This window comes from Arthrobacter sp. YA7-1 (genome assembly GCF_025960325.1).
Lineage (GTDB): Bacteria > Actinomycetota > Actinomycetes > Actinomycetales > Micrococcaceae > Arthrobacter > Arthrobacter bambusae_A.
Genome location: NZ_CP110114.1, coordinates 3,998,099 through 4,010,352, shown reverse-complemented (window position 1 = coordinate 4,010,352; position 12,254 = coordinate 3,998,099). Strand labels below are relative to the sequence as shown.

Genomic DNA, 12,254 nt, shown 5'->3' with positions numbered 1-12,254 from the left:
ATTAGTGCGGGTTACTACTGTCCCTTGAGCTTTTGCATGTCGCGCCGGTCCTTCTTCGTGGGCCGTCCTGCGCCGCGGTCGCGTTGAGGCAGCCCGAGTGCCGGCGCGGCGGGGCGCTCGGGGGTGTGGTCGGTGAAGCAATGGGACGCTGCTTCGGCGCCAACCCTTTTCGCAATGAGCCCGCGGACCTCAAGGATGCGCTCGAAGCCGGGCTGCCGTACACGGATGGTGTCGCCGATAATCACAGACTGGGACGCTTTGACCGGGTTCCCGTTGATTCGCACGTGCCCCGCCCTGCACGCGGTTGTGGCTGCGGAGCGTGTCTTGTAAGCACGGATGGCCCAAAGCCAGGCGTCAATGCGCACATTGCCGCTTTTTGATGTTTGGGCGGAGGTCGGAAGGCTAGTCATGATTGCGAACGAGTATAGTCGGCGCGCGGCCTGGACTATTGTCCGCGCGGCCGATTACCGGCGTCGAAGTTCCGCGTATTCAAGGTGCGGGACGACCGTACCCGCGTCGCGTTCCAGGAAGTTGGTACCGGGCGCGACGATATCGTCAATGGCATCCAGGACCGCTTCGTTCAGGACAACATCCGCGCCCTTGAGGTAATCGACCAGATGGTCCTCCGAGCGCGGACCGATGACCACGCTGCTGACTGCAGGATGATTCAATGCGAAACCGACAGCAAGCTGGATGAGGGTCAGTCCATGCCGTTCGGCAACGCGCCCCAAGGCATCGGCTGCGAGGAGTTTGTTCCTGTTGAACGGCGCCGAGACGTCGAAGCGCCCGGGAACGGCCGACGCGCGGGAGCTTTCGGGCTGGGGAACACCCACGCGGTAGTTCCCGGAGAGCCAGCCGCCGTCGAGCGGTCCATAGCTGAGCACGCCAAGGTTGTACTGCTGCGTGATCGCGAAGACGTCGCGCTCATTCGCGCGGACCAGCAAGGAATAGGGCACCTGGTCCACCACGGGCGGTATGAGGTGGTTCGTTGTGGCGATCCACTGGGCCTCCACAAGCTGCGACGGCGTGAACACCGACGTTCCGTAGTAGAGGATCTTGCCCTGCCGGATGAGGTCGTTGAGGGCCGTGATGGTTTCCAGGACGTCGGTGTTGTAGTCCGGACGGTGCGCCTGGTAAAGGTCGATCCGGTCTGTCTGCAAACGATTCAGGCTGCCCTCTACTGCTTTCATGATCCAGCGCCGGGAATTCCCCGCATGCGCGGGATTCGGCCCCATTTGCCCGTGGAACTTCGTGGAAAGGAAAACGTCATCACGCCTGCCATGAAGGGCCCGGCCAACAATAGCCTCTGCCCCGCCTTGGGAATAGATGTCGGCGGTGTCGACGCTGGTGATGCCGCCGTCGAGCGCCGCATGGATGATGCGGATGCTTTCTTCGGCGCCCGTGGGCGCCGAACCCGTCCCGAGGTTGAGGGTTCCCAGGGTAAGGGGGCTGATCAGGGCGCCTGTGCGTCCCAGGGTTCGAAGCTCGTTGAGGCTCATCTCCGGCTTCCTCCGTGAAAAATCAAGGCTGTGCAATGGATTGACACGACGCTACACATGTCGTGGCCGGCGCACTCGGAAAACGTACAAATTCTTCGCTTTTCGTATTGCGGGGTAATGAAAACAGCGCATGACGAATTAAGAATTGACTTCAATCGACACGTGAATACACAAATATTGCCGTTATCGGCATCGAGTGAATTAGTAGAAAGGCAGGCACGAAACTACAGAGGAAGGAACCCGCCATGACCCAGGCGACGGTGGATGGAGCCGCTTCGATCAAGCAGGCATTCGCGCAATTTCCCTCAGGCGTGGCGGCCTTCAGTGCCCTGGTCGGCTTTGCGCCCGAGGTCTTGGTGGCATCGAGCTTCACCGTGGGAGTCTCGCTCGAACCACCCCTGGTCATGTTTGCGGTGCAGAACTCCTCCACGACGTGGCCCAAGCTCCGGCGCGCCCCTCGACTGGGTGTTTCCATCCTTGCCCAGGGCCAGGAAGCCGTGTGCCTGCAGCTCTCTTCGCGGACCCAGGACCGGTTCTCGGGCCTCACGACGTCAACGAGCGACGCCGGTGCGGTGTCGATCGACGGCGCGGCGCTGGTGCTTGAATGCGAAGTGGTCTCAGAAACCCCTGCGGGCGACCACGCGATCGTCGTCCTCGAAGTGAAGTCCGTGGAGATCAATCATGACGCCGAGCCCCTCATCTACCACGGGGCAGGGTTCAGGCAATTGGCCGCCTGAGCTTGGGTCCGGCCCCAACTAGCTCGCATTTGTTGTCGTTTTGGCACGTCAAAACGACACCTAGTGCGAGTCAGTTGGGCGCTGCGGACGCTAGGCCCTGGGGCGCGCCCCAGCTGAGGCCGTCACGCGGCCGGACGAGACAGGCTTGCCGCCATGGGGGTCTTCCCGGTGTTCGCGCACCGGCGCGGACGTCTCGGACGACTCCGCGGCGTTCCCTCCGGCGGGTTCGCCGGAAGCTGGCGGTTCGTTGTCAGAAGCTCCCGCCTCCTGCGCCCGTTCAGCTTCGCGGGCCGCGGCCCTGGCGTCAGCCTCGGCGACGGCGGCGGCCCATTCGCTGTTCATGGCCAGAGGATCCTGCTTCACCGCAACCACAAAGGGATGTTCTTTGGCCTGGGTTGTGGCTGCGGCCGTGATTCCGGCCTTGACCTGGGCGGGTTTAGGCCACGTCCGGGGGTTGACGAGCGACTTCCAGGGGACGTTCCGGACAGCAGACCACAGCAACCTGACGGTCGCAATCATTCCAGGACGCGATTTCCGAGGGACTAAAAGCCCCGCGTCCAGTAAGTCTTCCGCCGTCGCCGATTCCTCGGAATCCGCCAGCGCGGAGGGGGTGCGCCGGGGCCTCGGGGGCAGGTGTACCACCGGTTCGGCATGGCGTTTCGGGAAGATCCCCACCATGGCGAGCAGGATGATCCAAACCAGCTTCGCGACGCCGGCAAGCACCAAGGTGACCACGATCAGCAGGCCCAAACCAAGGGACATCAGCAAAGCCACCCCGAGAGTTCCGAAAAAAGTCAGATTGAGGCCAAGTGTTGTTGGATCCTCCACGTAGCCTCCTCAAGCCAGAGTTGTGGGGTGGACGCCGCAACCGAAGGTCTGCGGGCATGTCTTCTAGCCTAAGGGCGAAATCGTAAGGAATCATCAGCCAAACTCCGGCTCGCCGAGGTTGTTTCGAAGCTGTTATCTGCTGTGACAAAATTTGTTACCTAGCTCTCATGTTCTCTTCCAGATAGGGCTTCAATGCCAGTCGATCCGGCCCGCCTCCGCCTAGGCGCTTGCCCTTGTTTGTCGGGGGAGCAGTACACCGAATGCTGTGGACGCTTCCACCGCGGAGACGCCGATGCGCCAACGGCGGAACAGCTCATGCGTTCGCGCTACTCGGCCTTTGTGGTCCTCGATGGCGATTACCTTCTGCGCACTTGGCACCCTGACACGAGGCCCGTCGCCCTGGACCTGGACCCGGATATTGAATGGCGCCGGCTGGACATCTTGGCGACGCGCCGGGGCGGTCCCCTGGACACCGACGGGACCGTCGAGTTCGCGGCGCACTACAGGTCCGACGGCGAACGCGGAGTCCAGCGCGAAAACAGCCGCTTTAAGCGGATCGGGCGTCGTTGGTACTATCTCGACGGCGACATCGGCTAGCGGTACTTCCGGTGCAGGCTCTCCTTCGGCGAGGCGCCCGGGGTGGCGTCGGCGATCCATGGGCCCGTTCCTTCTGATTGGTCAAGGATTCCGGCCTCAAGCCAGGCGTAGTCGCCCGCGAGCACGTTCGAGGACAACTCGTGATCGACGTCGTCGGTGTTCCGCCACAACTGATCGAAGTATCCATCCACGCGAATCCGGGCCTGCTCGCAGTAGGCCTCTGCAAGTTCGTACGCCGCCGCGCCTCGCTCCGGTGCGGTCTGAAGCAGCATCTCGGCCCTTGAGCAGCACGCTGCCATGGCAAACAACTCAGCTCCGATATCCACGATCCTGCCGAGGAACGCTTGTTTGTATTCGAGCCTCGCCTGCCAGCGGCCCATCCCGTAGAACGTCTGTCTGGCGAGCCTCCGCGAAGCCCGCTCCACATACCTCAGTTGCTTCGCGAGACGCCCGAACTCACCGTAGGACCGGGGATCCAGGCCCGCCCCGGCCACCAGCTTGGGGAGCCATTTGGCATAGAAACCCGAGGCGCCGACGGCGGCACGCGCCTTTTCCTGAAGCGTCGCGTCCGCGGAAGCGAGCTCGCCCGCGGCCGAAAGGTGGGCGTCGACGGCTTCGCGGGCAATGAGGAGCCGCATGATCTCGGACGAGCCTTCGAAGATCCGGTTGATGCGCATGTCCCTCAGCAATTGCTCGGCGGCCACGGCACGCTCCCCGCGGGCCTCCAAGGAGTCCGCCGTCTCAAAGCCGCGGCCACCACGGATCTGCACCAACTCATCGGCCACCGTGTAGCTCAGCTCAGTGGACCAAAGCTTGGCCAGCGCGGCCTCGATCCGCACATCCTTCTGGCCGGCATCGGCCATCTCGGCGGAAAGTTCAAAGACGGCTTCCAGCGCAAAGGTGGTGGCGGCGATGAACGCGATCTTCTTGCCGACGGCTTCGTGCTTTCCGACCGGACGGCCCCATTGCGTGCGGGCGTTGGACCATTCGCGGGCGATCTTCAACGACCACTTGCCCGCCGCCACGCAGAGGCCGGGGATGGAGAGACGGCCAGTGTTGAGGGTAGTGAGCGCTATCTTGAGTCCCTGGCCTTCGCGGCCCAGACGGTTGGCTGCCGGCACGCGGACTTGGTGGAAGCGGGTCACGCCGTTCTCGATGCCGCGCAGGCCCATGAAGGCGTTGCGGTTCTCCACCGTGATGCCGGGGGAGTCCATTTCCACGACGAACGCCGTGATGCCGCCCTTGAGCACCGTGCCATCGGGAGCAGTGCGGGAAGGAACAACCGCCATGACCACTACCAGTTCGGCGATCACGCCGTTGGTGGTCCAAAGTTTGACGCCGTCCAAAACGTAAGACTCGCCGTCGTCGCTTGGCACTGCGGTGCAGCCCATCCGGGCGGGGTCGCTGCCGACGTCGGGCTCTGTCAGCAGGAAGGCCGTGACGGCGCCCGCGGCGCACCGCGGCAAGTATTCCTGCTTTTGTTCGGGCGTGCCGAAGACTTTGACCGGCTCCGGGACGCCGATGGACTGGTGGGCCGACAGCAGAGCGCCAAGGCTGGGATGGACTGATCCCAACAGCGCCAACGCCCGGCCGTAATAGACAAGCGACAGGCCCAGGCCACCGTACTCGCGCGGAATTTTCATGCCGAAAACGCCTAACGCGGTGAGGCCTGCAAGGTAATCGTCCGGGATCCTGGCATCGCGTTCGATCACGCGGCCGGACATCGTGCCGCAGAACTCCGTCAGCTTCGCCATGAACTCTTCGCCGCGCTCGACGTCCTCGGCTTTTGCCTGGGGCCATGGATGGATTAGTCCCAGGTCGAAGTCGCCCAGATACAGCCCCTTGGCGAAACTCGGACGGTTCCATTCGGTGTCGCGGGCGGCCTCGGCGACTGCGCGGGCTTCTGCGGCCGTGACGCCGTTGCTCTTGTTGTCGGTGGCGGAGGTCATGGGAGGACTCCTCTTGCCGGTTGTGCCGGTTTCGAGCCCAGGATCCGCCTCGGGTGGTGGACCCTTCAGCTGTCCCTCAATGCTACTCGCGGGTAGGTACCTGTGCTAGGGGCGGTTTGGGTTGGGAAATCGACCGGAAGTTCAACCTTTCCGGCCTGGTGGACAAGCTGGTCCCACGCAAAATTGATGCCGTGGACCAGCCCGCCGAGCACGTTCTTCACGGTGTACCAGGCGAGGCTTCCGGCTCCGACCAACGCGAGCGTGGCCATGGCGGCTACCGCGATGAAGGCTGCCAGAACCAGGCCAAGGATTAGTGTTCCCACGAAGACATAAGTGCTGGTGTCTAAGGTCGTCAAGTCGAACTGCATTGGGTCCCCTCCGCAACGCTGCCAAAGTCGACGTCGGTGTGTCGGCGTCGTTGGTGTAGACACTAGGGTCGGCATCGGCGGTTCAGCCAGCAACGACACCGGCGTCGCGCCGGTTGATACGCGATCGAAACCCTACCGGGAGGTAGATCACGGAAGGGTTGCGACGCACCCTGCGTTAACCTTGTACGGGGCAGTTTTCGGGATTTCCGCTGCCAGAAGGTTCCGCGGCAGCTGAAGGAGAGTAAGTGTCCCGCTCAGCAATGTCCTCCGCCGATGCCATCAGCGCACGGCTCAGAGACCTCGAACTCCTGACCAAAGGCCCCGCGTGGGCCCTCACCCGCTCGGCGCCCTGGGTCATCGCGGTGCTCCAGGCATCCTTCACCCGAACGAGGCCGCAGCTTCCGCTCGAGGAGTTCCACGCCGACGTCGACGCTTTCCTGGATCAGCTCCGCAGGCAGGATCCCGGGCTGGGCGGGCAGGGGAGTGGCAAGGCTTTTGCCGACGAATGGACCCGCAAGCAGTTCCTGACCCGTCGCAGCCAGTCCGGCCAGATCGTCTACGAAGTCACCGAGGCCGCCGCGCGCGTCCTGGCATTCCTGGACAGCCTGTCCAGCGAACGGTCCACCCTCAACGGTTCCCGCCTCGGGACGCTCTTGGGCGACGTCGAAAAGCTCGCCAACGAGACGAACCCGGACCAAAGCGCCCGCTTGGAATCCCTCGAAGAGGAGATCCAGGAGCGCCAGCAACTGATCGAAGACATCAGTTCCGGCGACTTCGACGGTCTTTTGGACGATGAGGAAGCCGTGGAAGCCGCCGGGAACATCCTGGACCTTGCGGCGAGCCTGCCTGCCGACTACAAGAAGATGCGTGACCGCATCGAAGAACTGGTGGGCGAGCTCCGCAACCAGATCATCGAGGAGTCGCTCAGCAAGGGTGCCACGATGGCGCAGGTGCTGGAGGCGGATAAGCGCTTGCGGCAGAGTCCCGAAGGCCGCACGTTCCGCTCCTTCACGGCATTCCTTGAGGACCCGCAGCAACAGTTGCGCTTCCGGTCGGCGATCGGCGACGTGTTGAGCCGACAATTCGCGGATGACCTCAGCCATGAGGACCGCGAAACCCTCAAGAACCTCGTGGCGGAACTGCGTACCCAGCACAGCCAGATCCAGCGCATCTACGGCCGGCTGTCCGAAAGCCTCAACAACTACATCCAGAGCGACGACATCCGCCAGTCCGTCCGGCTCCGGCAGGTCCTGCGCGAAGCCGAACAGGCTATCCGGTCCATGCCCTACGAGCGCGACCGTCCCGGCCTGGTCCGCGGCCCGGTGTTGTTCAATGCGGGATTCGAATCGCTCGCCATGGTCAAGCTCTTCGATCCGGACGAGTTCGCTGCGCCGCCGAAGCTCGCCGACCCGATCGCCTTCAGCGATTCGGACCGGGTCCGTTCGCTGCGTTCCGCGAAGGCAAGGCCCGCCGTCGTCCGCTCTGCCCTGGCGGGCGCCTCCACACTGGCCGGGGCCTGGGCGAACCTCCCGGAGGAAGAACGGCACATCAACACCGTCCGGGCACTCCTGTCCGAAGCGCTGCACGGTGGCGCGGCGTTCGACCGGGGCGCCTGGGAAAACATCGACTTCGAACAAATCGATGGCAGCACGCGCACCGCGTACCTGCCGCTCGTGACGCTGACTAAGGATTCCGATGACTGACGCCCACCCCACCGAGCATGCCCCCTCTTCGGAGCAAGGGGTGGACATAACGCAGCATGTCCGCTCCGAGACTTCCCAGGATGGACATGCGCATTCCTTGACTGGGGCGGAAGACGGGCATGCTCGTCGGGATGTGCCCACCGATGGACATGTCCACCCGGACCCGTTCCGGGTCACGCCCCGCGACACGTTCGTCGACGGCGCTGCGCTGTTCCCGGGCGACACCGGCGTGCTGCCCATGAAGGTCCGGCAGGCCCTCGTGCGGCTACTCAAGGGCCCCTACGTCGACGGTGGTCGCGACGAAAAGCTCTGGACCACCCTGCTGGACAACCAAGTGATCCTCCGCAGCAGGCTTTCCGAGCTTTTCCTGAACCTGCAACTGGACCACGAGCGCAAGATCGCGGTGCTCCGACCCGTCGATCCCGAAGCCATCGGAGGAAGCACCCGTTCGAGCATCCTGCGCCAACAGCGCGCGTTGAGCCGGGTGGAAACCATCGTGCTTCTGCGTTTGAGGCTCCTCCTCGACCGCCACGTCACGGCCCAGACGGACCCTGTGATCACCCGCGAAGAAATCGCCGAACTCGTGGCGCACTACCAGCCATCCGGCCAACAAGACGCCCTCCGCGACACCGACGTCGTGAACCGCACGGTCACGAAGCTCCTGGCCCGCCAACTCCTCCTGCCCACGGGCATCGAAGATACCTTCGCGATCTCCAGGGCCCTCCCGCTAGCCCTCCCCTTCGAAAACATCGGCGACATCCCGGCCCAAATCGAAGCGCTGATCGCAGTAGCCGCCGACGAATCAGGTACGGAACCCCTGATCGAACTACCAGACGCGGACGACGACGGTGAGTCACCCGACGACGCTGACGAGGTGGATGCCGCCGATGGTGACCCTGACAACGCCGCAGCAGCCGGAGCCGCCCAGGGAGTGGCATCGGGCCTATCGGAGCCGGACGGCCTGCTGCTTGCAGCAGTGCCGGCCGGCGAAGGGGCGGGGGCGGCATCGGCTGCGGAGGCAGAGGCGACCACGACTGACGCGACCACAAAGAACGCGACCACAACAGCGAAGACCACCAGTGAGGCAGCCAAGTGACCATAGCGACGATGCTTCCGATCGGCGAACTCACGAACCCGGGCCAGATGCGCCTCGCCTTGGTCCAGGTGGTCAACTGGGGCACGTTCCATGGCGCCCACACGATGCACGTGGACCGCAACGGCACCCTACTCACGGGCAATTCGGGCGTCGGCAAGTCGACGTTGTTCGATGCCATGCTGCGTGTCTTCGATGCCCGTCCGCGCTCCAACGAGGCTGCTGCACAGCGGGCCGGCGGGGCTGTGGAGGACAAGAGGACCACGTTCACGTACATGCGTGGAAAAGTGGGCGACAAAGCCGTGGGCGAGGGTTCGGCGAGTGCCTTCCAGCGACCGGGTGCCACGTGGTCCGCAGTCGCGCTGACGTTCGACAACGCGGCCGGAACCAAGACCACCATCTCGGCCCTCTTTGACCTGCCCAAGAACGGCACGGAGTCCAGCGTCGGCCGGTTCTATTTGATCGACAACAAGCCCCTGGATCTCGGCGCGATTGAGGGAATCGCGGAGAAGCGCTTCACGAAGGGCGCGTTGGAGACCATCTTCCCGGACGCCCAGATCTTCGATGTGCACAAGGCCTTCGCGGAGCGTTTCCGCCGGCTTCTCGGGATCAACTCGGACCAGGCGCTCCCGCTTTTGCGGGTGATCCAGGCCGGCAAGGGGCTGGGAGGCAGCGTCAACACGTTCTTCCGCGACCAGGTGCTCGACGCGCCGGCGACGCTTACGGCTGCGGACGACGTCGTCGAGGAATTCAGCAACCTCATGTCCATCAGGCAGCGGCTGGAGGACGTTCGCCAGCAGCGCGACCAGCTCGCCCCCGTGCCCGGGATGAACAAGGAGTATGCCCAGTCATTGCTGGAGGCCAACCGGCTCCGGGAGCTCAGCGGCGAAGAATTCGACGCGTACAAGCAGCAGCTCTCGGTCACGGTCCATGCCAGGACTTTGGCCCGTTTCAAGGAGCTTGCCCAGGCGAAAGCCAAGGAGCTCAGCACTGAACGAGGCGTCCGGGACGCGCTCGCCAGGGACCTTCGCCAGCTCGAATCGGATTACAACAACCAGGGCGGTAACGCGATTTCGGCGATCGAGCAGTCGCTCGAAAATGCCCGGGTCGGCCTCAAGCTCCGCCAGCAGGTGGAGGAAGCGGCCCGCCAAGCACTGGCCGACGCCGGACTCAACCTCGAGTGGACGGCTGAGGGTTGGGAGAAGGCCCACGAGCAGGCCGCGAGCCGCTCCGCCGAACTCAAGGACGATTCGGAGGCGCTGCGGGAACTCCGTTTCGAAGCCTTCGACGGCCACGCCACCAAGAAACGCGAGCTCGCCGCAGCCCAGCAGGAACTCGTCTCGCTGAAGACGCGCAAGTCCCTGCTGCCGCCGTCGAGCATCGAAAACCGCGCCGCAATCGCGGCAGCCACCGGCGTTCCCGAGGACCGCATGCCGTTTGGAGGCGAGCTGATCGACCTCGCCGAGGGCGAGGAACAGTGGCGGCCCGCGGCCGAGCGCGCCCTGCGGAACCTCGCCACGACGTTGCTGGTTCCGGGCGAGCACTTTGCAGCCGTCACGCGCTATCTCAACGACAACTCCGTCCGCGGCGCGCTGCGGGCAGTGGACGTCTCCAAACCGCTCGCGGGCGGCGCTTTGGCTGTGGAGGACGTGTCCGACGGCGAGCTGCTGACGAAGCTGAACATCCTCACCTTGGGGGCGAACGCCGACGCCGGTGAATGGATCCGTGAGCGGATCGCCGTCGACTTCGCCTACCCCTGCGTCGAAGACCCGGACGAGCTCGCGAAGCTGGACAAAGGCTTGAGCCTGGGCGGAGTGGTCAAGCGCAACAGGCACACCGTCGAGAAGGACGACCGCTTCACAAGCCGGCAGGACTACGTTCTCGGCTTCGACAACGCTTCCAAGCTGGAGCTCGTGGCCGCGAAGGTCGGCGAGCTCGAAAACGAGCTTCTGAAGGCCGCGGAACTTGCCCAAAGCCGCGAAGATTCCCACCAGGGCATGACGCGCCAGCTCGAAGCCTTGCGCCGCATCGCCGACGATGAGCGTGGCTGGGAACAGGTCTCCGCAGCGGTGGCCGCGGAGGAGCTCGCGAGGATCGAACAGCGGCTCAAGGACGCCTTGGCCGCGCAGGCCGACTTGGAACCCCTGCGGGCAAACATCGAGGCCGTGCGCGAAAAGCACCAGTCCTCCACAGGGTCGGCGGCGGTGTTGCAGAGCGAATACAAGACGCTCGACCAGCAGATGACCACGGCTGACGCCCTCCTGGACGCTGCACGCAACCGCCTGGACCAGGCGCCGCCGTCGGACGCTACCGCCGCTGCCCTCGAGCCGTACTTCAGCGCATTCGGCGCGGTAGGTGAGCTCCACGAACTGGACACCCTGGCTGCCGAAGTCCGGAGCAAGCTCCTGGCCGAACTGCACGCCACCGAGTCGCGCGGGCAGGCGCTGGCCGAGCGGCTGACGCGCATGTTCGAAGGATTCGTGCGCGAATGGGGCACCGCGATTTCCGCGGACCATGGCACTTCGATTGGCGCCGCGGGGGAGTTCGAGTCCCGTTACCACCAGATCGTCAGCGAAGGATTGCCCGCCCAGGAAGCCGAATTCCGGCAGTTCTTCAACCAGCGCACGCACGAATCCTTCAGCACGCTGCTCCACCTGCTCGACGAGGAACGCCGCGCCATCACCAGCCGCATCCTGCCCCTCAACGGCATCCTATCGGAGGTCAATTTCCACGAGGGGAGCTTCCTGGAACTCGACATCAAGCAGACGCTGCCCGCCACCGCAAAGCAGTTCAAGGACGCGATCCACAACGCGTTGAAGACGCGTCACTCGCGGCCGTCCCGCGCGGCGGGCGCAGCTTCGGGTGCCGGCGTTCCGCCAGAAGCGGACGACGACGTCGAACTCACCAACCGCTACAAGTCGCTCGAGACGCTGGTCAAACGGCTCGGTTCGCAGACCCCCGAGGACCGGCGTTGGCGAGCCGAAGTGCTGGATGTCCGCGGGCATCTCTTCATCCAGTGCAAGGAACACCGCTCCGTCCAAGGCCCGCGGGGTGGCAAGAAGACCGAGGTGTACATGCACGCGGACACCGGCTCGATGTCCGGTGGCGAGCGGCAGAGATTCACGGCGTTCATCATGGCCGCGGCCCTGAGCTACCAGTTGGGCATCGCCGAGCAGGGTTTCACGACCTACGGCACGGTGATGATGGATGAGGCGTTCGTCCTGGCCTCGGAGGAGTTCGCCGGTGCGGGCATCAAGGCCCTGCACGAGTTCGGTTTCCAATTGTTGTTGGCCGCGCCCGAAAACGTCATCGACCTTTCCCGGCATCTTGGTTCGGTCACCGAAATCCTGCGCGACAAACGGACCAACCGCTCCGGCGTGCTCACTGCTCCCGTCATCGGCGGCCCCGGCGTGCCCGGCGAATGGCGTTCCGAGGCCAACCCCGTGGACATCGTGCTCCGCTAGCCCCGACGCTAGCTCA

General features: G+C 64.4%; 9 protein-coding genes and 1 pseudogene. 5 read left to right on the top strand and 5 right to left on the bottom strand.

The annotated features are described in order from the left end of the window. Window positions 1-14: 14 nt before the first annotated feature. Together OIT41_RS18735 and OIT41_RS18730 are read right to left on the bottom strand one after the other, a co-directional pair. Window positions 15-410, bottom strand: coding sequence for an RNA-binding S4 domain-containing protein (locus OIT41_RS18735; protein ID WP_078107302.1), 396 nt, complete (start codon window positions 408-410; stop codon window positions 15-17). A 54-nt stretch (window positions 411-464) separates the two neighbouring features. Further along, window positions 465-1,499, bottom strand: a complete 1,035-nt coding sequence (locus OIT41_RS18730) for an aldo/keto reductase (protein ID WP_264637072.1) — start codon at window positions 1,497-1,499, stop codon at window positions 465-467. A 245-nt stretch (window positions 1,500-1,744) separates the two neighbouring features. Here OIT41_RS18730 and OIT41_RS18725 point away from each other — a divergent pair, with 245 nt between their 5' ends. Next, a complete protein-coding gene (locus tag OIT41_RS18725) occupies window positions 1,745-2,236 on the top strand; it encodes a flavin reductase family protein (protein ID WP_078107304.1) in 492 nt (163 codons plus the stop codon). A 90-nt stretch (window positions 2,237-2,326) separates the two neighbouring features. Here the strand turns inward: OIT41_RS18725 and OIT41_RS18720 are convergent, their stop codons facing one another. After that, the gene (locus tag OIT41_RS18720) at window positions 2,327-3,064 is read right to left on the bottom strand and encodes a hypothetical protein (protein WP_264637071.1); all 738 of its coding nucleotides are present in this window, start codon (window positions 3,062-3,064) and stop codon (window positions 2,327-2,329) included. Window positions 3,065-3,256: 192 nt separating this feature from the next. Between OIT41_RS18720 and OIT41_RS18715 the strand changes: the two genes are divergently transcribed. Beyond that, window positions 3,257-3,661, top strand: coding sequence for a YchJ family protein (locus OIT41_RS18715; protein WP_264637070.1), 405 nt, complete (start codon window positions 3,257-3,259; stop codon window positions 3,659-3,661). Here OIT41_RS18715 and OIT41_RS18710 read toward each other — a convergent pair. Both OIT41_RS18710 and OIT41_RS18705 read right to left on the bottom strand, forming a co-directional pair. Continuing rightward, window positions 3,658-5,610 carry an acyl-CoA dehydrogenase family protein gene (locus tag OIT41_RS18710; protein ID WP_241710329.1) on the bottom strand — a complete coding sequence of 651 codons (1,953 nt, stop codon included), beginning with the start codon at window positions 5,608-5,610 and terminating at the stop codon, window positions 3,658-3,660. The genes OIT41_RS18715 and OIT41_RS18710 overlap by 4 nt on opposite strands. A gap of 65 nt (window positions 5,611-5,675) precedes the next feature. After that, a complete protein-coding gene (locus OIT41_RS18705) occupies window positions 5,676-5,978 on the bottom strand; it encodes a hypothetical protein (RefSeq protein ID WP_078107308.1) in 303 nt (100 codons plus the stop codon). 245 nt (window positions 5,979-6,223) lie between these two features. Between OIT41_RS18705 and OIT41_RS18700 the strand changes: the two genes are divergently transcribed. The 3 genes and pseudogenes from OIT41_RS18700 to OIT41_RS18690 all read left to right on the top strand — a co-directional run bounded on the left by OIT41_RS18700 (window position 6,224) and on the right by OIT41_RS18690 (window position 12,238). Then, window positions 6,224-7,681, top strand: a complete 1,458-nt coding sequence (locus OIT41_RS18700; RefSeq protein WP_264637069.1) for a DUF3375 domain-containing protein — start codon at window positions 6,224-6,226, stop codon at window positions 7,679-7,681. Then, a pseudogene (locus tag OIT41_RS18695) lies at window positions 7,674-8,576 on the top strand (DUF4194 domain-containing protein); the annotation flags it as partial. The gene OIT41_RS18700 and the pseudogene OIT41_RS18695, both read left to right, overlap by 8 nt. A 197-nt stretch (window positions 8,577-8,773) precedes the next feature. Next, a complete protein-coding gene (locus OIT41_RS18690; RefSeq protein ID WP_241710331.1) occupies window positions 8,774-12,238 on the top strand; it encodes an ATP-binding protein in 3,465 nt (1,154 codons plus the stop codon). Window positions 12,239-12,254: the final 16 nt, after the last annotated feature.

Excerpts from the sequence above, each read along its gene's own strand:
- OIT41_RS18735 (WP_078107302.1), bottom strand. The coding sequence starts at position 410 with ATGACTAGCCTTCCGACCTCCGCCCAAACATCAAAAAGCGGCAATGTG.
- OIT41_RS18730 (WP_264637072.1), bottom strand. The coding sequence starts at position 1,499 with ATGAGCCTCAACGAGCTTCGAACCCTGGGACGCACAGGCGCCCTGATC.
- OIT41_RS18725 (WP_078107304.1), top strand. The coding sequence starts at position 1,745 with ATGACCCAGGCGACGGTGGATGGAGCCGCTTCGATCAAGCAGGCATTC.
- OIT41_RS18715 (WP_264637070.1), top strand. The coding sequence starts at position 3,257 with ATGCCAGTCGATCCGGCCCGCCTCCGCCTAGGCGCTTGCCCTTGTTTG.
- OIT41_RS18710 (WP_241710329.1), bottom strand. The coding sequence starts at position 5,610 with ATGACCTCCGCCACCGACAACAAGAGCAACGGCGTCACGGCCGCAGAA.
- OIT41_RS18705 (WP_078107308.1), bottom strand. The coding sequence starts at position 5,978 with ATGCAGTTCGACTTGACGACCTTAGACACCAGCACTTATGTCTTCGTG.